Here is a 25,004-nt window from a genome sequence, read left to right on the forward strand (position 1 = left end):
ATTATTATTGATAATAATTATCATTTTCATTTAGATATTATATCCCCACTTTTTTTAAATAGCAAACTATTTTTTCACTTCGCTAAATATTAAAATACTCATTACAATTCCCTTCCAAGACTTACAAATACACGCAAAATAGACTACTGAATTATTTTTTAAATTGTAGTATACTTATTAATTATTTTGATTTTTCTAATAAAAATCCCAAAGGTGACACAATGTTCTATATAAAACAACTACTACACTTCACTTACGAGCAAGCATTATCTTGCTTATTCCCAGTCGTTATTTTCTTAACACTAGCCCTTTCAAAAATCGTTTCTATTCCAGGGTTATATCGCTATGATTTCATACTCATCGCATGTCTTCTTATGCAGTGGATTATGTACAAGACTGGACTTGAGACGAAAGACGAATTAAAAGTAATTACTGTCTTTCACCTCATCGGCCTTTTACTAGAAATATATAAAGTTCATTTCGGTTCATGGAGTTATCCTGAAGAGGCGTATTCAAAGATTTTTGGAGTTCCGCTTTACAGCGGCTTTATGTACGCAAGTGTCGCAAGTTACATATGTCAAGCGTGGAGAAGGTTGCATTTACAAATGCATTATTGGCCGAAAGCTATTTTTACCGTGCCATTAGGAGCAATGATTTACTTCAATTTTTTTACGCATCATTTTCTATACGATTTTAGATGGTTCTTAACTTTACTTCTATTCATCGTTTTCTTTCAGACATTTGTGGAATTTTCATTACGAGGCGTTACATATAAAATACCACTCGTTCTCTCCTTTTTCCTTATCGGATTTTTCATTTGGATTGCAGAGAACATCGCAACATTTTTCGGTGCATGGCAATATCCAAATCAACGGGAAGCATGGAACCTCGTTCACTTAAGCAAAATTAGCTCATGGTTTTTATTAGTTGTTATTAGCATTATGATTGTCACGCAGCTCAAACACTTGAAGGAATCAAAAAGATAATGCTGATTATGTAAAATCAATTAGCCCATCACTCATTAGAGAGTGATGGGCTTTTTTTAGTAATATTTTTTAAACCGACCTTATCAAAGGAGTTATAATTTACAAGAGCATAAGCAGTTGCACATTATGAACCACTACTAGCAGAAGATGTTGCTGCAGATGAAGCAGCAATCGTTGCCATCATGGCTGCCTGTTGTGCTTGTATGAGGACTTCTATCATTGTTTGTAAACCTGTGTTGGTAGCTTTACTTTCCTCACCTTTCTGACTTACGAACAGTTGAATAGCAATAAGAATATTTGTATCTGTATGCCAACGGAACAATTTATCCCCCTGCAATTTTTCAATAAATGCTCGAATAGAATGAATCTCTTTTTCTCCGTCCTCGAGTAACGCTAGTAGCCCGATAGCTGGGTAATGCATCTGTTTTACTTTTACCTTTTCTTGCTTTAACAAATTCCATATATTTGTGCATTTTGCAACTAATAGTTCTTCCCTGACCTCCTTCTTTAATGAAAGAATATGACTCAAGAATTGAAGATCATTCCCTTTACGCAAACCAGCTGTCGCTAGTTTCTGATAAAGACGTTCCACTCGGTCCATAAGTGTTTCTACATGCTCTGATTGTCCTGCTAATAAAACTGCGAGCGGATAATCATTTGTACTTGTAAGAAAGAGATGATCCTTTTTCATGCGTTTATATACTTGCATCGAACGCTGAATGTGCGCGCCATGCTGTTCATCTTCTTCTGTCAAAAGCACAGCTGCTGCGAGATAAGTAAATATACTCCGGCTAAAGCCACCAGTGACCAATTGTTCATATAAATCTAAAAACGTCCGAAAAGCTTTCTTGTAATCTGTAAAGTGAATATCTAATGTTGCGGCCACTACAAAACGATGATAAGACTTTAAGTATGAAAACATCCCTACCTGATTCTTAATATAACTACTAATTTCTAAAAAACGTCCGAGATCAAACAATTTATCACTATCTGCATACATAGCAGCAATCATCATTCCTGTTCGAGAATCACTCGTTTTCCATTTTAGTTCTCCCTTTAACTGTACATATGTATGTTTATATTGCTCCAACTTTTTCTCTAATGTAATCATAGTATTCACCCCTATTTCTAGTTCTTCTCTATCATTATACGTATATTCCATATTTAGGAATACTATAATTAATAATCACCACATAAAAAATTATAAAATTCTCTAATCCTTCAAGAAGTTATACAAAAAAGGTAGATAATAATTTATCTACCTTTTTTGTATATATTATTTAACATTACAACTGTATTGCTTGTTATATGCAATTAAGACTAAAGAGCTTTAATAATACGTTCCATCGCCTTCATTTGCCCAATATGATCAGCTTCATGATAAAGCATCATACCGTAAAGCTCCCCTACTGTTTCCAATCCTAGGAATGGCTCTGGCAGTTTATTTTCAAATGCTTCTGCTGGAATTTCGTTAATACGTTTTGCTTGTTCTTTTAATTGAGCCGTTAACACTTCTAACGATGGTCCTTCTGTCGTCCATTTAGATGGTCTTGATCCATATCCAAACATACCTGGATATTCAGTTGGCAATTGTTTAAATTCTTTTCCGAACATGAAAGTCTCTGCTGCTGTTAACACGTGTCCAATATGCCAACGAATTGTATTGTTAAAACCCTCTGGCTGCGTATCCACAGTTTTATCATCTAACGTTTCCATAAATTTAAGTAACGCCCCGCGCGTTATTTCAAATTGTTTTAAACCCACTAGTCTATTCATTTTATCGTTCCCCTTCTTGATGTACAATTTATTATGAACTAAGAATGTTCAACTTATTAAAGTTTCACCTTGTTTAATCTATCAGAAACAAATAAGAAATACATCTAATATGCTTATTAAAAATAATAAAAAGGTTCACTCCTCGTAAATATAGAATTACTTACTATGTTAATAAAAGAGGAGTGTACTTGCATGTTACATATTTTAAAACAACAATATAATCTTATTAGTGCTACAAGAGAAACTCTATTTTCGTTTTTGGAAGAAATCCCAGTAGAAAAATTACATAGCACAGTTTCTAATTTCGGAAGCGGTAGCATTATAAAGACTCATATTCATGTAGCCGATTGCTATCGATACTGGCTTGGATCATTCGCATTCAAGCAAAAAAGAGCAGATTTTTCATTTGCTAGCGATTACGAAATTGAGCATGCAGATGTGGAAAAAGTTCGCGCTAGATTTAAGTTAGTAGATGAGACTGTACAACGTTTTTTAGATGAATACAATGACCGTTGGCTCGAAAATATAGCAAATGAAGTGAAATGGCAAAAAGAACCTTGGAGCACAACTCCGCTATGGCTTTTAACTCATACGGAGACGCATGAATTTCACCATAAAGGACAAATTGTATCTATGGCTCGTCACCTTGGATATACTCCTCCTGATACAGACCTTAGTTAATACATTCGTGTTCATTTAAAAGCGGAATGAGCAGCAAGAATAATAGTATGATCAAAAAACTCGTTGATACATTTTGTTGTGTATAAAACTTTTATTATTTGTTTTAGGTATACCATACCATTATAAAATTCATGTAACATCGAATTAAGATTCATATTTTTTATGTAACTCATTGAAGAAAGTTTAAGTATTTATACATTCAATTACTAACTAAAGGAGAAAATTATAATGAGATTAGAGAGCGAAAGAATTTATTTAAGGCCTCTTTGTCAGCTAGATGCTCCTATTATATTAGAAAGTACAATGGATGATGAAATAAGATATATGACTGGAACTAAGTCCACTTTTTCATTGGAGCAAATTACGAAACATATAGATCATATAAATAATGATTCAAGTCGCTATGATTTCGCTATTTGTTTACAAAGTACTGACGAGATGATTGGAGAGTTGTCGATTTTAGATATCGATGAGGAGAACAAAAGAGCAGGATTCAGAATATCAATGATTTCAATAGCATTAACAGGACAAGGCTATGGAACTGAAGCTAGTAAAATAGTTTTAAGTTTTACTTTTGAACAACTATCATTAAATCGTTTACAGTTAGAAGTATTTAGCCATAATTTACGCGGAATTAAAGCTTATGAAAAAGTTGGTTTTGTAAAAGAAGGAACCTTACGTCAATCTTTATTTTATAACGATACATACTCAGATGAAATTATTATGGCCATACTTAAAAGCGATTATATAGACAGACCTTTGTAAATGGATGTACTTAATCTATTAAACAATTTTAAAGAACCTTACCACAATAAAATGCAGTAAGGCTCTTTCTTTTTTTATATCAAATAACAGCTCTTAAAACATGTATAATCGTATCAATACCAAATAGTCTCCGCATAATTATATGCATCACTATTCGGAATGGCATGTTTCCCTTGTGCTTGTGCCTTTCTTGGATCTAAATCATATACCATTGGCGTATAGCATGATGTTTGCCCTTTATTTACAACACCATTTCCTCCAGCACTTCCGCAAGTGTATGCCTTTCCATCTGTTTTTCTAACAATCCTTGCATCAGCTTCATTATTATAAATTGCCAGGCGAGTTACAGTAACTTTTGCCCATGCTGTCTTACATGTCGTGCTAAATTTTAATTCTACATAAGAATTTGAATCAATCCACTTCTTTTCTTTCGTTACTGCGGATTGATCACAGCTATTATAATAAGGACTTTTCCCATCATATGAATGGTCTTCTGCGTATGCTTTATCATTGTTGGTCGTACTAAACACACTAGTTACGATGAGCAATGCCAGACAAAGACATGCGCTTACCTTTTTAAAAAGCTTCATAGAATTCCACTCCTTTATTAATAACGTCCAGTTTTCCCGTAGCCGTTATTAATCGTCACCGCTTCGGCATCAGCTGTATAACCAAAATCAGCAGTTAAATCAAACACCATTCCTGTATACGTACTCGTTTGTCCTGTTTTTATTGCTCCATTGCCACTATTAGAGTCTACTGATTTTTGGAATACACCATTTTTATATTTATTAATAACAGCGTAAGCATATACCCCTCCAGAAACAGAAGGAGCTGGTTGATCTAAAACAAGCTTAGACCATGCTGCATGACATTTATTACTGTAACGTAAATACACTGTTCCTACTTTTTTACTACCTTCATAAACTGCTGTAGACTTTGCATTAAATCCATCTGCATCACACGTCGTACTTCCCCCGTATACTTTCGTTGTTGCTGGATTTTTCCCGTCATAATAACTACTTAAATCAGTAGCTGCAAATGTACTTTCTTGAAAACTAAATAATACACCTATACTTGCCACACTTAACACGCATACTTTCATTAACTTTTTAAACATTTTAAATTCCTCCTCACAATAAGTACGTATACTAAAGACAAGCTATACTGCTATGTAAGTCCTCCTTTCACGCTTCCTAGAGGCATCTTACAGAAACGAATAAACGTTGTAAATTCCCTTATGATTATTGGAATATACGAAGAATTTTACTTATCCTTGTAAGAAAAAAAGTTGAGAAATACACATTTTATAGCATTCTATATTTAAAACATAAAAGAACCGATACTTGTTATATTCAAGCATCGGTTCTTTATACAAAATTGCCATTTTTTCTTTTATATAAAATAAATATTTCTCCACTTAATCCGTTACAAAAAACTCCCTCGTTACATCAATAAATTGTCGCAGTGGCACTGTCATCCATTTGTCTTTATGCCAAGCGATTTGCGTATAAATCGGAGAGATTGTATTTTCTAAATGTAACTCTTTTATCGTCCCCTCTCGTATATCTTTTTCTACTACTATTGCTGGTAAAACGGCTATGCCTAAATCTGCAATAACACATTGTTTAATTGCTTCAACACTAACAAACTCAATTTTATTTGCTGGATATACATCTTCCCCGCGAAATAGCTCTTCAAATAAAGTCCGATACGAGCAGCCTAATTCTGTTAGTAAAAGTGTTTCACTCTCTAAATCTTTTATAGAAACAGTAGTCTGTTCAAGTAAACGATGCCCTGGAGCAGCTACTACTTTTAATTCTTCTTTCATAAGTGGTTCCACATGCAAAACATCTTCTGTTTTACATTCGTCCAAAATAAATGCAAGATCTACTTTCCCCTCCATCAATTGTTCCTTCGCATCTTTATTGGAATGTGCTGGTTTAAATATAAGTTTTATTTTTGGGAATTGTATTTTAAACCTCTTTAATATAGAAGGCAGTCTGTATGTACATTGACTTTCTTGTGCACCAATTATTAACGTACCTGCTATTTCCTCATCATCTTTCACAGCCGTCTTCGCTTCGTTACTAAGTGCGATTATCTTGTCCGCATATAGTTGAAACTTTCTTCCTGCTTCAGTTAAGAAAAGACGTTTCCCTAATCTCTCAAATAGTGGTGTACCGAGCTCAGCCTCTAACGTTTTAATTTGTGCTGTAACGCTCGATTGAGCAAAGTTTAATTTCTTCGCAGTTTGTGTAAAGTTCAAAGTATCTGCTGCTACTTTAAATGTAATTAATTGTTTTATCTCCATTTATCATCCCTCTTTTTCAATCGGTATTTCCGATTGATTTCATCGAAATAATCCTCTTTGTCTATTGATATTTATATTGTATGATAAAGAGCATCGACAAACAATAAAATGGAGGTATTCCATATGAAAGCACTTTGTTTCGAAACATTCGGAGACGCTAATGTTCTACACTATAAAGAAATACACGATCCAATCATAAGTCCAAATGAAATTCTCGTCCGCACGAAAGCAATCGGCTTGAACTTCGCTGATATTTATAGACGCCGCGGCGATTATCATCTTGCTGGCAATCCGCCTTATGTATTAGGTTATGAAGGAGCTGGAATTGTTGAAAAAGTAGGAGCTGCCGTTACTACTATCAACCTAGGAGACCGTATTGCATTTGCGGACGTCCCATTTGCAAATGCAGAATTAGTTGCCGTTCCATCAGAGAGAGCAATTAAGCTTCCAGATTCTATTTCTTTTGAAACAGCCGCTTCTGTCTTATTGCAAGGTCTAACGGCACATTATTTAACGAAAGATAGCTATCAAATAAAACAAGGTGATACAGCTTTAGTCCATGCTGCGGCTGGTGGCGTTGGTCAACTTCTCGTTCAAATGATTAAACTATATGGCGGAAAAGTAATTGGTTTAACGTCATCAAAAGAGAAAGCAAAGATTGCTACATTAGCTGGTGCCGATCACGTATTTTTATATACGGAATCATGGCATACGAAGGTACTTGAAATGACTAATGGAACTGGAGTAAATATTGTATATGAATCAGTAGGTTCTACATTAGAGGAAAGTTTTAATGCTACTAAAACTGGTGGTACTGTCGTATTTTACGGAATGGCCGGCGGTAATCCTGCTCCCGTTGATCCGCGTATGCTTATGGATACTTCAAAAACTTTAACTGGCGGAGACCTTTGGAACGTGCTTACTACGTATGAAGAACGTAAAAAGCGATCTACTCAATTATTTAATTGGATCGCTACTGGAAAATTAAATATTGAGAACCCTACCACATTCGCCTTACAAGATGGTGCTCTTGCCCATGAATTATTAGAGAGCAGAAAAAGTACTGGGAAGATTTTATTAATTCCATAATTGTTCCAATAAAAAAAGGAAGCTAGAATGTATTTCTTTGCTTCCTTTTTTAACGTTATTTATGTTCAATTGTAAAGTGATAATAAAGTTATTTAATTCTGATCTAAAAATATAAGAGCCTGGCTACAAATCATATTGTGGTAAAGCTCTTTAAAGTTGTTTAATTTCTAACCATTTAAATGTGCTTGTAGACAAAAATTAATAATAAAGTTGTTTAAATCTTGTTCAACTAAAGCACCCGTTAGTTCAATAAGAAAAAATTATCTATTATTATTAAAGTGGCCCACCTTCAAAACCAATAGGCCCTCCATCGTTTTTAAATTTTACTTTATACTGAAACTCAAAGTGACCATCATAAATAAAAGCTAAACTAAACCCAGAAAATATATAATCGTCAAAATTAACCATCTTTCCAAAAAATATTGTGGATAGATAGTAGTTCTTCATTTCTTGATTAGGGAAGAATTTCTGTAAATATTTTAATGCACAGCTTATATGTAGATGGAGTTCATCGAATGTTTTTTCTGCCATTTCGATAATCTCCATATCGGGATTTTCATTATTCCCCTGAATAATAATCTCCACATCTTCCCATTCTCCGATATTAATACTATAAAACCACCGTTTTTGAATGAGATACTTCTCTTTTTCGTATACAGGGGGATTAACTAGTTTTAATTTTTTTACCTCATCTTTAGTTAACGGTTTATCAAGAATAAGCTTTTTATGCAAAATTTCTTTGATATTAGAGACAATATATTTAGATTTGTTTAATTCTAAAGAGTCCATTTTCCACCTCATAAATTATAAAATAAAGTAAATTCCCCTTAAGTATATCATCATCCTTATTCAACTATCCTGCACCGTTAATTCAATAAGAATTAAACAACTTTATTATTTTCAAAGGACTTTATTGTAAATTAAACAACTTTATTATCTCTTAACATCAATCTCGCTTCTTTTCAATAACCCTGTTATTTATATTTTTTCTCTACGCTTCTCTTTCTAGGCCCCTCATTTTTAAGTTTATATAATAAATGAATCTAAATATTAAAGGAAAGAACAAACCTCCTGATATCAACGATCCAATAAATACAGTATCAATAAAAGAAAGAATCCCAAATAATAGCATTCCAAAAAAATAAAATACAACTGCACTCCAATAAATAAAACGTGGAAACTTAGTTTGGAACGAATCACCTTTTTCACACGGTTTTCCAAATAACAAATGAACGAATTTAATCAACATAATCACTTCTCCATATAATTGTTAATATTTTTTCTCCTTAGAACTGAACATAAATCACATACTATGTACCATCCATATTCACATATTCCTTACTTTGTTTTATTTCTCGTATACTTACTTTAGATTCCGAGATGAAATGTAAGGCTAGACTAATGTCCCTCCAACTCCAATACACTGCAAACTAATTTATTGTTCCTACTCTCTAATTATACCATTACAATAATTTCAATAGTTAATTTTTAACAGAATATTCCGATTCATATTAATAAATGATATATTAAAAATAAGAAAAGGAAGCTAGATTTCTCTACCTTCCTTTTCTTATATCTATTGGAGATTTAATTATATTTCAACACTTTCTTTCCCTTTTGCAACGTAACTCATATCTCCAACAGACTCGACTGTGTATGTTCCATCTTGATATACAATTTTCGTCACACTAGCATTTTCCACTCCAAGTTTTGTTTTGCTACTGTCTAACATTTCTATTAAGGTAGTAATCAAAAGCCCATGAACGACAACTAAAACGTTACCGCCACCATTTCCAGCAGCTTCTTCACTAATTTTATCTATCTCTGTTTTTATACGAGTAGAAAATAAGTCCCAATCTTCCGCCTGTTTTGTAGGATCTGCTACTCTAATAAGATTAATCACTTCTTGAATAGAAAACTTCATAAGTTCTTCTGGTGATGCAACGCCTGCAGCTTTTCCAACCACATCCCACATATTCTCAAGTTTTTCACCTTCAAAAATACCGAAATTTAATTCTCGCAAATCTTTTCTTTGCTCAAGTTTTAATTTTGATTGCTCACTATATTTTAATACTAAATTAGCAGTTTCAATTGCGCGGCCGCTATCACTACTATACGCATTCATAAAATGAATATCTTTTAATCCTGTTCCTAAATTTGTGGCAACTTCAACACCTTTTTCTACTAATGGAGAATCAGCCCAACCTTGCGCGCGATGATTCGTATTTAATATTGTTTTACCGTGTCTTGTAACATATAACGTAACTGCATTCTCATTGCTATCTGTTTCTCGCTTATTCATTTCATTCTCTCCCTTTACGTTTCTATATCAATTTTACCACCTCAATTATTCATTGAGCAAAATATACGTCAGTAGATCCGCTTAATAAAAAAAGCTATCTTTCTGTATATCCATACAAAAAGATAGCATCTTTTATGATTACATTTCTTAACCGTTACTCCTACTCAGCAAAAGCACTCGAATATTGTACAATTCCTTCTACACCTAGAAGAGCATTTTCTGTTAATTCCTTTATCATAAATACCTCTTCAGGCACTTCAAACGGTGCTTTTACATTCCACTCACTTGCTTTCTTAAAACCAAATTTCGGGTAGTACTCTGGATGTCCTAATACTACAACTGATCCGTATCCAAGTTCTTTCGCTTTTTCTAAAGCAGCCGTAATCAGTTTTCCACCAATTCCTTTCTTCTGATGGCCCCTAGCAACTGAAACTGGTGCAAGTGCTAACGATTCTACAGAAGTTCCACATTGTTCTATTGTAATTTTCGATAACATAATGTGACCAACTATATCTTCATCTACCGCAACAATTGATAACTCCGGAACAAACGCGTCACATTCTCTAATACGTTTTACAAGTTCATGTTCTGTTTTATCACTAAATTCTTCCTTTAAAAATGCTTCTTTTACGACTTCTTCTGTTTTTCTATAATCATTTTTTTGTTCTTGTCTAATCGTTACCATTTTAACTTATCCTCTATTCTTTCTTATTTCTTTTTGAATTTTACGAAGTGCTTTTTTCGATCCGCGCTCAATATCGTGTTGCATTTTTCTTTCTTTATAATCAACAAATAGTGTATTTAAATCGTATCCTTCTGGATATAACTCCTTCGCTGCTACTTCTAAAGTAATACGTTTCACATTTACTTCAACGAATTCACCGTTATAATATACAACAACGTTATAAAAATTATCTTTTTCCTTATAGATGATACCAAAATCATCATGATCCAATAAATTAACACGATCTCCGATTTTGTACTCATAATGAGATTCTCTTTTTTCTTGTACAAATTTCGGTTTTCTAATTTTACTTTCATTCACTTTTTCTAAAGCGTACTCTTTATTTCCCATATACTCTTTCGCTCTTTTCAGCACATGTTCTTTTACGCTCATTTTATTCGCAATCCAAAGTGCATTACTTTCTCCTGATTTTCCGATAACTAATTTATAAAGCGGATCTAACGTTTCACTATTAAATTGCATCGCTGCATTCATAAAGTCATCGTGCATTTCTGAGAATCGTTTAATTTCTCCGTAATGCGTACTCGCAACGGTAATACATCCTGCAAGGTACAACTCTTCTAAAATGGATATTGCAAGTGCTGCACCTTCATTCGGTTCTGTACCGCTCCCTATTTCATCAAATAAAAGTAACGTATTATTATTTGACATCCTCATAATCTCAGAAAGATTTTTCATATGAGATGAAAATGTACTTAGTGCGTTTTCGATACTTTGATTATCACCAATATCTACAAATACATTTTCAAAAATAGCGATTTTTGTCCCTTTATCTCCTGCAATATGAAGACCTGACATTGTAGCTAATGTTAACAATCCAATTGTTTTTAACACAATTGTCTTTCCGCCCGCATTCGGCCCTGTAATAATTAAACTACGATACTCTTGACCAATTTTAAAATTTAAGGGTACAACTTGCCCTGTTAAAAGCGGATGCTTACAATTCACTAAATGAATGTAGCCATGATCATTTAACTTCGGTTCTATTCCATCAATCGATTTACTAAACTTCGCTTTCGCAAATACCATATCATACTGACTAATTAGCTCCATGTTAATCTTTATACTATAAATATTTTCTAATACCATCCCTGATAAAGTCGCTAAAATTTGATATTCTTCAACCGCTTCTTCTGCTTTCAAACCTGCTAGTTCTGCATTCAATTTCGTAACCGTATGCGGTTCTATAAATACAGTAGAACCTTTTGCCGAGGCTTCAATAATACTTCCGGCAACTTGGTTTTTATAGGAAGATTTAATTGGAATCGTATAACGGTCATCCTTTTTACTAATAAAGAATTCCTGAATGAATTTCTTATTTGCACTACTATTTAAAAACTTCGTTAAACGTTCTTTTATTTTCCCATCTACAGAATCGATATTATTTCGAATTCGTTTTAACTCTTTACTTGCAGCTGCATCAATACTATTTCCTTTAATTGAAAAGTTAATTTCCTCTTCAATACTTTTATATTCAGTCATTGAATTTGCATAAGAAGCTAATACTGGTGCAAAAAATTCTTTATCTAACATAAACTTTTTAATCTTTCTACATCCACGTAAAAAGTCTGAAACACTCACTAATTCTTCTGGATCTAAAATCATACCTTTTTCTAATTTTTGAATTGTACTAGCAATATTAGAAATGCCGAAGAAAGGAACATGCCCTTCTGCATCTAATATAGCTCGTGCTTCTGTCGTTTCATTCAACCGATTTCTCACTACTTTTATACTCGTACTCGGCTCTAATTTGTTTAATAATTCCTTACCTAATCCACTTACACAATAAGATTTCACTATATCCTTTAATTCGTTATATTGTAACTTTTCAAAAGTCATCGTATTCATTTTGTTTCTCCTCACTATGATTGATTTTTATCATAAATGAAGATACCTACTCATTAGATTCCAATGAGTCATATATAAAATTCCATAATTATACAATAAAAACATATACAAAAAAGCTGCGGGGATACCGCAGCTTTTACATTTACAAGGCATGTGTAATAACATATGAGGAAATAAGCCATAAAAAATAGATGGCAGTCCCTTATTACACGCTTTATAAAGTATTGTAGGTATCTTCATAGGTTTTGAAATAAATGCATGACAAAATTAGGGGTATGATGTACATAAAAATCCCCTGGTCTTATCCGATTTATTTCATTAAATTTTTCCTATTTAATACCTACCGCACTCACAAAAAGCACCTCTCATTAAGTTATATTATAGTCATTGAAATCTAATTTATTGAAATCATCATACTATATGTTACGTGAGAAGTAAAGGTGTCATACTTTTATAACTATACAGAATGTAAAAAGGAAGAGGAAAACTTATATTTCAGTCTACCTCTTCTTTTTCATCACCAAATTACTGCTGAACATATATGGAAACTGATCCTCCACTTACTTGGAATTGCCCCCATCCGTCCTTATTAATTGTTACAGTATTTGTTTGATTACCCGTAATATCGTACCATACTTCCCCTGCGTTATTCTTTCCAACATCCATCCACTTCGCCCCTCCTGGTCCATCAGAGATTAATGTTGCTAAACCAGAATTAGCATGTACACTATCACCTTCTCTTGTCCAGCCAATCACATCTGGATGATCAAAATAATCCCGCTGCGTACCATATGCAAAGTTTTTTCGTGCCGTCAAAATCGGATCAATTTTGTCCTTTAACGCTGGAATTTCATAGTTACTATTTCCTTTTGTACCATAGTAATCACCATAGAAAACAGAAGGATACCCCTCTGCACGCGTTAAAATAAATGCATATGCCAACGGTTTGAACCAAGGGCTCACTACAGATTCCAATGACTGACCAGGCTGTGAATCATGATTTTCAACTAGAGTAACCGCAAGTGTAGGATGATTCGCAACTACCGTTCCTTTTAAAATATTTCTCATATCATAATTCCCATTTCCTGTTGAAGCATAGTGAAAATTATAATGAAGTGGTGCATCGAACACAGATTGATTATAATTAACCTTCGCTAAATAATTATTTAAAGTCTGGATATCATTTTGCCAATATTCAGCTACTGTAAACATTTCTTTCCCTGTTTGCTGTCTAACGTGATTTACCCAATCGCGCAAATATTCATGATCAATATGTTTAACAGCATCTAAACGAAAACCATCTAAATTTAATTCATTCGCATACCACGTTCCCCATTTTTTCATTTCATTCGCAACATCTGGATGATCAAAATCAAGATCCGCATACATCAAATAATCATAATTCCCATTCTCGCTAGACACTTCCCAGTCCCATGCTTTACCTATGCCCCTAAATTTATAAATTCGGTTTAATTTCCTTCCTTCATCCCAATCCGTTCCGTCAAAATGATACCATTTCCATTTGAAATTAGAATAAGAATCTCCACGCCCTGGAAAGTTAAATCCCGTCCACGCACTAATTTCATAATCACCTGATACTTCATTATTTCGATTGCTCGGGTCTACCTCAACTGCTGTGACAGTTTCTGTATAATCAGCCCCACCTTTATGATTCATAACTACATCACCGTATACATCGATGTTTTTCTTATGTAAAGCGTCAATTGCAGATTTCAATTGTGCTTTCGTCCCATATTTCGTCCGCACTGTGCCCTTTTGATTGAATTCCCCCAGATCATATAAATCATATGCTCCATATCCTACGTCATTTTGCATAGTTCCTTTATATGCAGGTGGTATCCAAACAGATGTAATTCCTTTTTCCGCTAAATTTTCAGCATCAGTACGCAAACGATTCCAATGATTCCCATCATTCGGAGAATACCACTCAAAATACTGCATTAACGTTCCATTGTTAACTGTGTCTGCATATACCTTACTCCCCTCATATATACTAGGTAAAAACATAACAACTGACAATCCGACTATTGTTATTCTTTTAAACATCTGTACACCATCCCCTTCCAAGAAAGCGTTTGCATAGTTTATCAGAATTATTATAATATTCGTCCCACCGTTAGTAAAGTAGCAATCTCTCACTCTCCCATATTATTTTTAATCTAATTTCAAATATTCAACGTAGTTTTCATTTCACATCCTATTCAAGATTGTTTACAATTTACCTATAAAAGCATAACGGAGGGATTTCGATGACAGACTTTCAAAAACAATTTTTCGCACGATTACATATAGAAGAAAAAGACACAGTTTCATTTGAAGATTTATCTAACATTATGTACGCAATGGCACAAACTGTTCCTTTTGAAAACTTAAATATTCTCGAAAAGAATTTTAAAGAAATATCAAAAGAAAATTTGAAAGAGAAAATTTTAGTAAATAACCGTGGCGGTCTTTGTTATGAACTCAATCCTACTATGTATTACTTCCTGAAAGATTCTGGATTCGATGTTCATCTCGTTCCAGGAACAGTTTATAACGCTGCAAACTCCATATGGGCTGTTGATTCTGGCCATATCGCAACCGTTTTAACACATCATAATGAACTTTATTTAATTGAAGTAGGATTCGGATCATACTTACCTCTTGCCCCTGTCCCTTTCTCAGGTGAAGTCATTCACTCTGTTACAGGAGATTATCGTATTCGTAAAGAAATGACCGAAAAGGGAAACTACATTTTAGAGATGCGGAAAAACAATGAGTTCTTGGATCAATCTTCTGCTGATGATTGGACGTTAGGCTATGCATTTTATATAGAAGAAGTGGATGAAGAAAAAGCAAATATAGCACAAAAAATTATCGTTGAACATGAAGGATCACCCTTTAATAAAGTACCTCTTATTGTAAAACTAACTGAAGATGGGCATGCCTCTTTAACGAAAGATAGCCTTACAGTAGCGAAAAATGGTAAAAAAACGAAAGAAACCGTTACAGACATGCAATATACAAACCTTTTACATTCAAAATTCGGAATTACACTATAAGTATGTAAGCCTTGTTATTTTAGCAAGGCTTTTCAATTTTCAGCAGGGATTTTTTGCAATTTGTTGTATTTCATAGTTATATAGAAATATAACTACATGTTTAGAAAGGAAATGATTATGACAGAACTTAAAGATCGATTACAAGTAGCTGATATAGAAAAATGGGATTTAACAGACATTTACCATACAATTGAAGATTGGGAAAGTGATTTTCATAAAATTGAAGTATTAACGAAGGAATTACACGAGTTTAATGGCAATATTCACAATGGCAATAGTTTATTAGCTTATTTAACGAAGAGTGAAGAAATTTCTAGCATAATATCTTTAATGTTCGCTTATGCACGATTACAATCTGACCTTGATACACGCGATACTGACGCGCAATCTCTTGTCGATAAAGTATCACAATTACACGTGAAAGTAAGTGCAGCGAAATCTTTCTTTTCCCCCTTCTTACTTAGCATAGACGAAAACACATTACATTCTTATATAGAAGATACAGAAGGCTTACAATATTATAAAGAAGACTTATTTGAATTATATCGTTATAAAAAACACGTATTGAATAAGGACCAAGAAGCAATTTTATCACAAATGGGTGAAGCTCTTTCTTCTCCACAGCACACATTTGGTATGTTAAATAATGCAGATATATTATTTGGTGAAGTGACGACTGACGATGGAGAAAAAGTGAACTTAACACGCGGAATGTATGCAAAGTTAATAGAAGATACGAATCGTGAAAAGCGTAAAGAAGCTTATAAAGCATATTACAAACCATATGTTCAGTTAAAGAATTCCATCGCATCTACTTTATCCGCTGCTATTAAAAATAATGTTACTGTTTCGAAATTAAGAAACTATCCATCAGCGCTAGAGAAATCATTATTTGGCGATATGGTTCCGAAAGAAGTATACGAAAACCTAATTGATACAACGAAAAAAAACATTCAAACATTACATACATACAATGAAATTCGAAAAGAAAAATTAAACGTAGATGAACTAAGACAATACGACTTAGGCGTCGATTTAGTAGAAGGTGCAAAACAAGACATCCCATATAGTGAAGCATTTGACATTATGATTGCATCACTAGCTCCTTTAGGAGAAGAATATATTGAGACATTAAAAAGTTTTAAAGATAAAAGATATATAGACGTAAGAGAAACACCAGGAAAACGTTCTGGTGCTTATAACTTTGGTGTATACGGCGTTCATCCTTTCATTCTTTTAAATCATCACGATGATTTAAACAGCCTGTTCACTCTTACTCATGAATGCGGTCACGGTATGCATACGCACTATTCACATGGATACCAACCAAGAATTTCTGCACATTATTCTATCTTTGTCGCAGAAGTCGCTTCTACAGTAAATGAAGTGTTATTAATTCACTATTTATTAAAAGAAGCAAAAGATACGGACGTGCGTAACCATTTAATTAACCATTTTATTGAGAAATTTAAAGGTACTTTCTTTACACAAATTATGTTTGCAGAATTTGAAAAAATCACACATGAAATGGCTGAACAAGGTAAACCATTAAATGCACAAGTCTTCAGTGAAATTTATGAAAAGCTATTTAAAGAATATAACGGTGATTCACTTGTATTTGATGAAGAAGTAAAATACGGATGGGCTAGAATCCCTCATTTCTATCGCCCGTTTTACGTATACAAATATGCAACTGGATTCGCATCTGCCATTCAAATCGCTGATAAACTATTAAGTGATGATCCGAATGCTCAGAAAAATTATATTGAATTCCTGAAAGGTGGAAGTTCTGACTATCCACTAAACCTATTGAAAAAAGCTGGTGTTGATTTAACTACGCCAGAACCGATTGAAAGTGCATTGAAACAATTCACTCAACTTGTTGAGGAGTTTTCAACATTATAAAAAGCATGCAGAGTATATGCTCTGCATGCTTTTTATTTGAATTACTCTATTCTATATGCTGCTGCGTCACACAATGAATCATACCACCGTATGCATACAATTCGTTAACATATATACCGACAATTCTTCTCCCTGGAAATTGACCTTCAATGATTTGAAGCCCTAATTTATCATGTTCATCACCGTATATAGGTACCAATACAACTTCATTACCAATGTAAAAATTTAAGTACGATCCTTTACAATCTGCTTCTTTTGCCAATTTTCTTGTTACTGGTACTGGAATGAGCTGAAATGGCTTGCCATCTATATTTCTTGCTTGTCGCAATTCTTGATAATGCTTTTCGTACGCCTCCAAAAGATATGACTCTCCTTCACCGAAAGGATCATATTCATACAATATCGTATTTTCATTTACAAACCGTGCCGCGCCATCAATATGATAATCTGTATCTTCATCATAATTATCCTCTCCGCGTATACCAGTTATCCATATAAAATTCGTTACTCCTAAATATTTCGTTAACTCCATTTCAATTTCTTTCTGACTTAGTGTAGGATTTCGATTTTCATTTATAATAGACGTTTCCGCCGCCATTAAGGTCCCGTTTCCGTTTATCTCAATTCCCCCGCCCTCTAAACAGACACTAGATTCAACTTTTGGAATGCGATACATTTCACTTATTTTATTCGGAATATTAGCGTCGTTTTCGTACGGATATTTATCTCCCCAACCATTAAATATCCAGTGCGTTAGATAGCGGTTCCCTTCTTTATCTTTTACAAAGATTGGTCCGTTATCTCTTATCCAAATATCATCAGTTTCTTGAATTAAGAAATCAATTTTATTCATATTCACGTTAGCTTCCATTAACTTCGATTGGACATGTATTTTTTCTTCTTCATCACATACAACAATATGGACATTTTCTCCATAGTGAAGCTCCTTTGCCATCGATATCCAAATATCATCTAACTTAGCTCTGTAACCTTCACCCCTATGTGTTTTATCATGTGGCCATTGGAGCCATGTACCTTCATGTTTCTCCCATTCCGCAGGCATATAATACAAACTATTTTCTATATTTCTCATACGTGTTCACCCCTTATATGAATGTATGTCCAGTCTATACTTTGACATCGTGTTAAGGTCAACAGGAATATCTTCATTTACTTGTAGCAACTTTATAAGGTGACTCTTTATTTCGCCTTTTTATTATGATAAATTGCTTTCGTACATAGAATAAGGATTGACATAATGTTAATGTCAATCCTTATTCTCATTCTATTTCCGTAACTAAAAAACAAATTTGTGTCACATACTCTTCTGCTAAACAATCACATTCAGATCCCTTTATATAAACCTCATATGGCGAATTAATTATCACATACCCATTTCTTTCAATCCATTCTTCTAACGCTATATAAGCGTAACCTATATAGTCGTAACTTCCATAATGCATAGTAGTAACGATATGATGTGGACTTAGTTGTTTCATTTCATACTCTTGTGCTACGTCTTCATCATTCCCCTGCATAACCGGGATTCTTAATTCAATATCACTGTTACTTGGAATATATTCTTCATCATAAAAGACTGCAGATGGTGAACCGACTATTTGAAAATTATTTTTTTGTACCTCTTCATATAAGTCATAAAAATAATCATCCATATCATCTATATCTATTTTTACTCTTTGAGTAATTATCGTTACTTCATTCCTCATTCCCATTAATATATCGTAATTTCTATGACGAGCAATATTTAGACTACTATTCACCTTTACCATTTCATTCATTTCTGAAATAACCTGTAAATTTTGCTTCACTTCATGAGACAACTCGATAATTTGTGATTGTATATGTTGAACAAACGAATCTTGATCTGATGACTGCAAAACAATTTTAATTTTTGGAAGAGGAAATTTATACTCCCTTAACTTTTTGATTTTCAACGCTACTTCCAGCTGCTCTTGTTCATAATATCTATACCCATTAACCGGATTCACATATGCCGGTTTTAATATCTCCTCTTTGTCATAATGTCTTAACATCCGCGTACTCATTTTACAAATCCGAGAAAACTCAGCGATGGTATACATATCAATACTCCTTGAATAGATTTTCTTTTCATTACTTATTTATTAAAACCAATCAAAAATCTTCTTCATTGAAAAATCTTCATTCTGATTTTTTAATCTTCTCATTTTTGAAGGTAACAAATGGCTTGGACAATACCACGTTAAACAATTCATTGCGCCTCCCATTGTTGATATTTCTCCTACATGAATTTGAATAACTTGCTTCTCCGTATACTGTTGAATATATCGTAAAACTTCCTCATCTTTAGCTAGTCCAAACTTAGGAACATAAAGAGCATCACATGATTCTAACATATTTATATACAACCCTTTTGCTGATGCTATCTCTTGATCATATTGTCCTTTCTCTGTATATGATGAAGGAACAACTATAAATTCAGCTTCTGGCATTTGTTCTTGAATAATCTCTTGAACACTATATCTAAATTCATGATCCCCTAAAAAATCACTAATAAACATTGTATGTTCATCAATAAATTTAACCATTCCGTCTGCGTGTGCTAGTACATCCCCTTCTTCAGCAGGAATAATAATAACTCGGCTCACATCTAAATCCCATTCTAACTGCTCAATAATTTCCTCTTCTGTCCAATCATCGTTATCATCAAATATGCGTTCTGTTAATATTACAGTATCTTTTTTATTCCAAATAAGATTACCGCCATCTAATATTAATGGGGATTTTTCATATTCAAAGTCATTCTTTTTCAACCATTTATTAAATTGTTGATCTAAATATCGCCCTTGATCATCTGGTAAATAATTTGGTCGATATTTAAATTTAACTAGATGATTTGTGACAACCGGTGCAACATCTCTTAGCCAAATATCATCATACTCAAAACAGCTCGTATGAAAGTCTTGTTCTTCAGCAGATAAAGATATAAGTTGATCCGCAATTGATTTCTTTTCATTTAAACATTCATTAAAGTAAATCAAGTCTTCATAAAATGGTTGATAATATTCATTTGATTCGTCTGGTATTGCAGTAAAAATAATTCCATTATGTTTTTGTTCCATATTATTTACCTCGCTTTTTAATAGTAGTTACATAATTGATTTCACAAAGCCAACTAATCCTCAATTCATGTCTTTTTCATTCCAACTCATGCAACATGTACATTTCATGAATGGATTATAGCATGGAGGAATATTATATATTTATATAAAAAATATAAAGCTGACGTTAAGCCTTAAATTGACTCTTGACAAGTTTTTAAATAACCTATTTTAAAACAACAATAAATGATTAAATGATTTTTTTATCAAGATTCAAACCCATTACTTCTAATAGATCATTTTGATTATATAGATTCACCAAATGCGCTTCTACTCCTATACAAATTCCTTCTAGCGGAAGATCATTTGGATCCTGACCAAAGGGATCTTCAATTTCAACCCCTATTGCTTCAATACCTATAAATGCAAAACTTATAAATGTAAACTATTTTGATTATTGTAATGAATCATATTTACAAAAACCTCTTTCTCTATTAACCTTTTATTCTTTTAAATCATGAAAGTATACAATTAAATAATAGAATCATAAACCCTATCATTATGAGGCTGGTTAAGATTATTTCTTTCAATACCGTTACTCCTTTTTTGCAAAAAGATAAAATATCTTATTTAATTCAACAACAAATGTCACTATTCTAAATCCCGACGCATCATTTTAGAATTCGCAATGAACAATGCACTAATTAATACAAAGATTGCACAGGCATATAACAATAAATCTAACGGACTATCGTGATCTATAATGATGAGACGCACAATAGCTGTTATACCTATATATATAAAATATCGTAATGGAAAATGAAAATTCATTTGAAAATACTTTATAATCATTACGATGAATTCAAAGTACAGAAAGAATACGACGATACTATCAATTAAATGATAACTCGATTCATTACCATCCAATTTCAGTTCTTGTATAAACTGAATGACTTCTTTCATAAGAAACACACTTAGAATAAACCCTAAGCAAATTAAAGCTACATTTAAAATGTACTGTAAAACGATAGGGAAATACGAAAACACTATTTTAAAATTTTTTAACACAAACATTTTTCCCCTTTACCATATAAAACGAAAAGTGAATATACACTATAATTCTTTTATCATTATATTAAAATTTTATTATTATAAATAATAAGGAACGACAAAATAGGTAATAAGATTCCACCTATTTTGTCTATATAGCAGAACAACGAAATTACAATCAATTACTTCAATGCAATGGGTTGTTGTTGTGTCACACAATGAATCATACCGCCGTTTTTATACAACTCTCTCACATCAATACCGACTACTTTACGATCTGGGTATAACTTCTGAATCGTATCGTTTGCAATTTTATCATTCGGATCATTATAATTAGGCACTAATACAACTGTATTTCCGATATAATAATTGATATACGACCCCTTATAATCGAGAGTTTTTCCATTTTCTAAAGCAACCTTTTCTTTACTAAGCGGCAAGTATTCATACTTATATTTCTGTCCTGAAGCATTTTTTGCATCTAACAATGTATCCATATCTTTATTAGATAAACCCCATTCGGCTAGGTCATCTTCTTTCATCGTTACAATGGTAGATTTATTATGGAATTTAGCAAATCCATCAATATGAAAGTCCGTAATATCTAAATTAGGTACTCCGTCTAACCAAATAAAGTTTGATACCCCAAGGTCACTTATATATTTTTCAATTTCCTTTTCTGATAAATCAGGATTTCTATTTTTATTCGTTACTGCACTTCGAGTTAATAAAGCAGTCCCATTGCTGTCTAATTCAATTGCGCCGCCTTCAAGGACAAATTTCCCCCAATCAACTCTTTCAATTCCTGATTGTTTACTAACATTCTTACGTATTTGAGCATCATTTTTATAAGGTGTTTTCTTCCCCCAACCATTAAATGCTGGATCTAATATTTTGAGATTTTTATTGCTGTCATAAACAAAAATTGGTCCACTGTCCCTTGCCCATACATCATCAGTAGGCGCGATAAAGAAATCAATCTTCTCCATATTTAACCCTTCATCTGTTAAAAGGTTATTGATTCTTTCTTTTTCTTCCTGGTCATATGCAACAATGTGGACTTTCTCACCCTCAGTTAAAGCACTTGCCATCTTAACCCAAATAGGTTCAACTTCCTTCTTATACTCTTCACCATATGTGTATTCATGTGGCCATTGCAGCCATGTACCTTCATGTTTATCTTTTTCATCTGGCATCGTATATTTCCCAGCATTTTTCTGTACCTCTACTTTTTCCCCTTCTTTCCCTTTAACATTTTCATTGTTACCCTCAAAAGAGCATCCACTAATAATTGTTGTAGATAATGTAGCTATTAAACAAAACTTTATTGCTTTTTTCATTTTTTCAACCTCCTGTTCTTGTCTCCAATAATATAAAGCTTCACATAGTGTGAAGCTCAAGCTTTTTTATCAATGTAAAAATTACCAATTGTTCTTTGCATTACTTAGCATTTAACTACCTATTTAGATTTATTCATATGCCAATCACCTTTCTTACCTATTTATCCCGCTATTTGTGGGCAGTAAGACCCTCACCTCAAAATTCAGCGCAAGCAAAAAAGTTAGGTGGGGGCCCTGCTGCCCGTAAAAGCCCGATTGATGAGGGCTTCTACTCAGTGGGGGATGAACAAAGCCCCTCCACTGAATAAAGTTTCACTTTATTCAGTAAGTAAAACTTTATTCAGTAAGTAAAACTTTACAAAATAAAAAAATCGGTATTGATAATTACATATCCATACCGATTTTTTATAATTATTTTCCTTCTATTAAATCATTCGCCATTTTCCTAAATTCTTGATTAAATGCGTCATTCATACCATTTTGGACGTTAGAAAATAATATAACAAACGTTCGTTTATCCCAGTTAAAATTATTAAAAGTGTTCCAGCCAGCTAATACACCGTGGTTATGATAATAATCTGGGTAAATATAGAAACTAAATCCATATTTTCTTGCAGGTGATGCAGAAAACATATCTGATACACTTTGTTTAGAAAGTAGTTTACCATCCATAATAGCTTCATCTAACTTTTTCATATCTTCAACAGTCGTATACATTTCACCACAACCATACAGCCAGTTCATTTTTAAGCGCGGCGTGGCTATTAACTTATTATCTTTTTTCGTATACCCTTCTGCTAAGAAAATATCTTCTGGAAGTGTTGCGCCCATTCCAGATTCATTCATTTCAACGGGAGTCAAAATATTTTCTTTCACATATTCAGCAAGTGGTTTATTCGATATTTTTTCTACAATATATGCAAGCACCATATAATTATAATCTGTATATTTCCATCCTGTCCCTGCTGGAAATTGTAACGTTTGTGCCCCAATCCACGTTACTAATTTTAACCGTGATGCTGCGTCAACACTACCTTGTCCCTGTTCTGGTAATCCAGACGTATGTGTTAACAAGTTTCGTAACGTAATGTTTTTATCTGCCGGAAACGATGGGATATATTTATTTACATTGTCTTCAATGTTCAACTTCCCTTTTTCTTTTAGTTGCATAATAGATATTGCAACAACTGTTTTCGTAATAGAACCAATGCGATATTTCGTTCTTGGCGTTGTTAATACTTGATCTTTCACATTCGCATAACCGTAGCCTTTTCGTAAAATTACATGACCTTTACTTGCTACAAGAACACTCCCATTAAATCCTTTATCTTTTAAGTACTGATCTAGTTTTCCAGCTGCAATTTCATAACGCTTTTTCTCATTCGCATCAATTTCCTGCTTAACATCTTTTTGCTTACTATTTACATTAGAAAATGCCTTTGCATCATATTTTTTTCCTTTATTTGCATGTATTAGTGTAACAATACTTCCACAAAAAACTGCAAAAATAAAGAAAACGATTAACCATTTCTTTAACATACTAGGAACCCTCTTTTATCTAGTTTCACTTAACGTACATCCATTCTATTTTATATCTTTTAATTATCAAGTATATTATAATATTATTTAATATTCACTCTGTTAAAACTAGATTCCTTTTTCTCATTTTCAATTTTGACTACTCTCTATTGTATTTCTTTCTTGCAAAATTTCCAACATACAATCGGATGCATTACACTATAATTTCAAATTCTTTTGTAACATTTGTTACATACTAAAAAGAATGGAGATGTAATATGAAAAACACCGATAAACGCAATCGTTTAGATGATAAGATGTTTCATTATCGGATAACAAAAAATAACATGGTATTAATTGAATATTACGGAAAACAAATAAAAATATTAAAAGGAAATGATGCTGAAAAATTTTTAAATAAAATAAATCATGCAAATAACGATAAAGAAAAACAGCTAATTATGGCTAAAATTACAGGTAATTTCAAAAGAGGTAATGAACGAAATTGAAAACGAATCTCAT

General features: G+C 33.0%; 24 protein-coding genes and 1 pseudogene. 7 read left to right on the forward strand and 18 right to left on the reverse strand.

From position 1 onward, the window contains the following. Positions 1-221 precede the first annotated feature (221 nt). A complete protein-coding gene (locus NST90_RS16070; RefSeq protein ID WP_000499387.1) occupies positions 222-986 on the forward strand; it encodes a DUF817 domain-containing protein in 765 nt (254 codons plus the stop codon). A 124-nt stretch (positions 987-1,110) separates the two neighbouring features. On the opposite strand, the gene NST90_RS16075 is transcribed toward NST90_RS16070, so the two are convergent. Then, entirely contained in the window at positions 1,111-2,148 is a 1,038-nt protein-coding gene (locus NST90_RS16075) for a DUF4003 domain-containing protein (RefSeq protein ID WP_135811571.1), read from the reverse strand. A 158-nt stretch (positions 2,149-2,306) separates the two neighbouring features. After that, positions 2,307-2,762 (reverse strand): DinB family protein, encoded by a 456-nt coding sequence (locus tag NST90_RS16080; RefSeq protein ID WP_025708857.1) that lies wholly within the window; start codon positions 2,760-2,762, stop codon positions 2,307-2,309. Between the two features lie 192 nt (positions 2,763-2,954). Between NST90_RS16080 and NST90_RS16085 the strand changes: the two genes are divergently transcribed. Further along, on the forward strand, positions 2,955-3,443 hold the full coding sequence (locus NST90_RS16085; protein WP_006925360.1) for a DinB family protein: 489 nt from the start codon (positions 2,955-2,957) through the stop codon (positions 3,441-3,443). Positions 3,444-3,671: 228 nt separating this feature from the next. After that, positions 3,672-4,208 (forward strand): GNAT family protein, encoded by a 537-nt coding sequence (locus NST90_RS16090; RefSeq protein WP_025708860.1) that lies wholly within the window; start codon positions 3,672-3,674, stop codon positions 4,206-4,208. Positions 4,209-4,321: 113 nt separating this feature from the next. Here the strand turns inward: NST90_RS16090 and NST90_RS16095 are convergent, their stop codons facing one another. The 3 genes from NST90_RS16095 to NST90_RS16105 form a co-directional block, all read right to left on the reverse strand. Next, a complete protein-coding gene (locus NST90_RS16095) occupies positions 4,322-4,798 on the reverse strand; it encodes a DUF2690 domain-containing protein (RefSeq protein WP_016123103.1) in 477 nt (158 codons plus the stop codon). A 17-nt stretch (positions 4,799-4,815) separates the two neighbouring features. Then, positions 4,816-5,328 carry a DUF2690 domain-containing protein gene (locus NST90_RS16100; RefSeq protein WP_025708863.1) on the reverse strand — a complete coding sequence of 171 codons (513 nt, stop codon included), beginning with the start codon at positions 5,326-5,328 and terminating at the stop codon, positions 4,816-4,818. Positions 5,329-5,628: 300 nt separating this feature from the next. After that, positions 5,629-6,522, reverse strand: coding sequence for a LysR family transcriptional regulator (locus tag NST90_RS16105; RefSeq protein WP_025708865.1), 894 nt, complete (start codon positions 6,520-6,522; stop codon positions 5,629-5,631). Positions 6,523-6,645: 123 nt separating this feature from the next. Here NST90_RS16105 and NST90_RS16110 point away from each other — a divergent pair, with 123 nt between their 5' ends. Further along, on the forward strand, positions 6,646-7,611 hold the full coding sequence (locus tag NST90_RS16110) for a quinone oxidoreductase (protein WP_025708867.1): 966 nt from the start codon (positions 6,646-6,648) through the stop codon (positions 7,609-7,611). Between the two features lie 273 nt (positions 7,612-7,884). Here the strand turns inward: NST90_RS16110 and NST90_RS16115 are convergent, their stop codons facing one another. The 6 genes from NST90_RS16115 to amyS form a co-directional block, all read right to left on the reverse strand. Next, positions 7,885-8,400 (reverse strand): hypothetical protein, encoded by a 516-nt coding sequence (locus tag NST90_RS16115; protein ID WP_025708869.1) that lies wholly within the window; start codon positions 8,398-8,400, stop codon positions 7,885-7,887. Positions 8,401-8,602: 202 nt separating this feature from the next. Beyond that, the gene (locus NST90_RS16120; protein ID WP_000905655.1) at positions 8,603-8,860 is read right to left on the reverse strand and encodes a hypothetical protein; all 258 of its coding nucleotides are present in this window, start codon (positions 8,858-8,860) and stop codon (positions 8,603-8,605) included. A 342-nt stretch (positions 8,861-9,202) separates the two neighbouring features. Next, positions 9,203-9,913 (reverse strand): histidine phosphatase family protein, encoded by a 711-nt coding sequence (locus NST90_RS16125; RefSeq protein WP_025708871.1) that lies wholly within the window; start codon positions 9,911-9,913, stop codon positions 9,203-9,205. 160 nt (positions 9,914-10,073) lie between these two features. Continuing rightward, a complete protein-coding gene (locus tag NST90_RS16130) occupies positions 10,074-10,598 on the reverse strand; it encodes an N-acetyltransferase (protein ID WP_006925380.1) in 525 nt (174 codons plus the stop codon). A gap of 6 nt (positions 10,599-10,604) precedes the next feature. Continuing rightward, positions 10,605-12,506 (reverse strand): mannonate oxidoreductase, encoded by a 1,902-nt coding sequence (locus tag NST90_RS16135; protein WP_025708875.1) that lies wholly within the window; start codon positions 12,504-12,506, stop codon positions 10,605-10,607. Between the two features lie 525 nt (positions 12,507-13,031). Further along, positions 13,032-14,573 carry an alpha-amylase gene (gene amyS, locus NST90_RS16140; protein ID WP_242266176.1) on the reverse strand — a complete coding sequence of 514 codons (1,542 nt, stop codon included), beginning with the start codon at positions 14,571-14,573 and terminating at the stop codon, positions 13,032-13,034. Positions 14,574-14,776: 203 nt separating this feature from the next. On the opposite strand from amyS, the gene NST90_RS16145 reads away from it, so the two are divergent. Further along, the gene (locus NST90_RS16145) at positions 14,777-15,568 is read left to right on the forward strand and encodes an arylamine N-acetyltransferase (RefSeq protein ID WP_044307092.1); all 792 of its coding nucleotides are present in this window, start codon (positions 14,777-14,779) and stop codon (positions 15,566-15,568) included. Positions 15,569-15,685: 117 nt separating this feature from the next. Further along, positions 15,686-17,473 (forward strand): oligoendopeptidase F, encoded by a 1,788-nt coding sequence (pepF, locus tag NST90_RS16150; RefSeq protein WP_006925387.1) that lies wholly within the window; start codon positions 15,686-15,688, stop codon positions 17,471-17,473. Positions 17,474-17,519: 46 nt separating this feature from the next. On the opposite strand, the gene NST90_RS16155 is transcribed toward pepF, so the two are convergent. From NST90_RS16155 to NST90_RS16185, 7 genes and pseudogenes are all read right to left on the reverse strand, one after another. Next, positions 17,520-18,566 carry an agmatine deiminase family protein gene (locus tag NST90_RS16155; RefSeq protein ID WP_025708884.1) on the reverse strand — a complete coding sequence of 349 codons (1,047 nt, stop codon included), beginning with the start codon at positions 18,564-18,566 and terminating at the stop codon, positions 17,520-17,522. Between the two features lie 187 nt (positions 18,567-18,753). After that, positions 18,754-19,575: a MerR family transcriptional regulator gene (locus NST90_RS16160; protein WP_025708886.1), complete on the reverse strand. Its 822-nt coding sequence runs from the start codon at positions 19,573-19,575 to the stop codon at positions 18,754-18,756. Between the two features lie 42 nt (positions 19,576-19,617). Next, on the reverse strand, positions 19,618-20,595 hold the full coding sequence (locus tag NST90_RS16165; RefSeq protein WP_025708888.1) for an agmatine deiminase family protein: 978 nt from the start codon (positions 20,593-20,595) through the stop codon (positions 19,618-19,620). Positions 20,596-20,824: 229 nt separating this feature from the next. Beyond that, positions 20,825-21,016, reverse strand: a pseudogene (locus NST90_RS16170) (bestrophin family ion channel); the annotation flags it as partial. 209 nt (positions 21,017-21,225) lie between these two features. Further along, on the reverse strand, positions 21,226-21,642 hold the full coding sequence (gene psiE, locus NST90_RS16175; protein ID WP_000916566.1) for a phosphate-starvation-inducible protein PsiE: 417 nt from the start codon (positions 21,640-21,642) through the stop codon (positions 21,226-21,228). A 164-nt stretch (positions 21,643-21,806) separates the two neighbouring features. After that, positions 21,807-22,964 (reverse strand): agmatine deiminase family protein, encoded by a 1,158-nt coding sequence (locus NST90_RS16180; protein ID WP_000709181.1) that lies wholly within the window; start codon positions 22,962-22,964, stop codon positions 21,807-21,809. Positions 22,965-23,375: 411 nt separating this feature from the next. Then, on the reverse strand, positions 23,376-24,503 hold the full coding sequence (locus NST90_RS16185) for a serine hydrolase domain-containing protein (RefSeq protein ID WP_000915192.1): 1,128 nt from the start codon (positions 24,501-24,503) through the stop codon (positions 23,376-23,378). 257 nt (positions 24,504-24,760) lie between these two features. On the opposite strand from NST90_RS16185, the gene NST90_RS16190 reads away from it, so the two are divergent. Continuing rightward, positions 24,761-24,991 carry a hypothetical protein gene (locus NST90_RS16190; protein ID WP_025708891.1) on the forward strand — a complete coding sequence of 77 codons (231 nt, stop codon included), beginning with the start codon at positions 24,761-24,763 and terminating at the stop codon, positions 24,989-24,991. Positions 24,992-25,004 lie beyond the last annotated feature (13 nt).

The organism is Bacillus sp. FSL E2-8900, from assembly GCF_037966225.1.
GTDB lineage: Bacteria > Bacillota > Bacilli > Bacillales > Bacillaceae_G > Bacillus_A > Bacillus_A cereus.

Coding starts and splice junctions, on each gene's coding strand:
- NST90_RS16070 (WP_000499387.1), top strand. CDS start 222: ATGTTCTATATAAAACAACTACTACACTTCACTTACGAGCAAGCATTA.
- NST90_RS16075 (WP_135811571.1), bottom strand. CDS start 2,148: ATGGAATATACGTATAATGATAGAGAAGAACTAGAAATAGGGGTGAAT.
- NST90_RS16080 (WP_025708857.1), bottom strand. CDS start 2,762: ATGAATAGACTAGTGGGTTTAAAACAATTTGAAATAACGCGCGGGGCG.
- NST90_RS16085 (WP_006925360.1), top strand. CDS start 2,955: ATGTTACATATTTTAAAACAACAATATAATCTTATTAGTGCTACAAGA.
- NST90_RS16090 (WP_025708860.1), top strand. CDS start 3,672: ATGAGATTAGAGAGCGAAAGAATTTATTTAAGGCCTCTTTGTCAGCTA.
- NST90_RS16095 (WP_016123103.1), bottom strand. CDS start 4,798: ATGAAGCTTTTTAAAAAGGTAAGCGCATGTCTTTGTCTGGCATTGCTC.
- NST90_RS16100 (WP_025708863.1), bottom strand. CDS start 5,328: ATGTTTAAAAAGTTAATGAAAGTATGCGTGTTAAGTGTGGCAAGTATA.
- NST90_RS16105 (WP_025708865.1), bottom strand. CDS start 6,522: ATGGAGATAAAACAATTAATTACATTTAAAGTAGCAGCAGATACTTTG.
- NST90_RS16110 (WP_025708867.1), top strand. CDS start 6,646: ATGAAAGCACTTTGTTTCGAAACATTCGGAGACGCTAATGTTCTACAC.
- NST90_RS16115 (WP_025708869.1), bottom strand. CDS start 8,400: ATGGACTCTTTAGAATTAAACAAATCTAAATATATTGTCTCTAATATC.
- NST90_RS16120 (WP_000905655.1), bottom strand. CDS start 8,860: ATGTTGATTAAATTCGTTCATTTGTTATTTGGAAAACCGTGTGAAAAA.
- NST90_RS16125 (WP_025708871.1), bottom strand. CDS start 9,913: ATGAATAAGCGAGAAACAGATAGCAATGAGAATGCAGTTACGTTATAT.
- NST90_RS16130 (WP_006925380.1), bottom strand. CDS start 10,598: ATGGTAACGATTAGACAAGAACAAAAAAATGATTATAGAAAAACAGAA.
- NST90_RS16135 (WP_025708875.1), bottom strand. CDS start 12,506: ATGAATACGATGACTTTTGAAAAGTTACAATATAACGAATTAAAGGAT.
- amyS (WP_242266176.1), bottom strand. CDS start 14,573: ATGTTTAAAAGAATAACAATAGTCGGATTGTCAGTTGTTATGTTTTTA.
- NST90_RS16145 (WP_044307092.1), top strand. CDS start 14,777: ATGACAGACTTTCAAAAACAATTTTTCGCACGATTACATATAGAAGAA.
- pepF (WP_006925387.1), top strand. CDS start 15,686: ATGACAGAACTTAAAGATCGATTACAAGTAGCTGATATAGAAAAATGG.
- NST90_RS16155 (WP_025708884.1), bottom strand. CDS start 18,566: ATGAGAAATATAGAAAATAGTTTGTATTATATGCCTGCGGAATGGGAG.
- NST90_RS16160 (WP_025708886.1), bottom strand. CDS start 19,575: ATGTATACCATCGCTGAGTTTTCTCGGATTTGTAAAATGAGTACGCGG.
- NST90_RS16165 (WP_025708888.1), bottom strand. CDS start 20,595: ATGGAACAAAAACATAATGGAATTATTTTTACTGCAATACCAGACGAA.
- NST90_RS16180 (WP_000709181.1), bottom strand. CDS start 22,964: ATGAAAAAAGCAATAAAGTTTTGTTTAATAGCTACATTATCTACAACA.
- NST90_RS16185 (WP_000915192.1), bottom strand. CDS start 24,503: ATGTTAAAGAAATGGTTAATCGTTTTCTTTATTTTTGCAGTTTTTTGT.
- NST90_RS16190 (WP_025708891.1), top strand. CDS start 24,761: ATGAAAAACACCGATAAACGCAATCGTTTAGATGATAAGATGTTTCAT.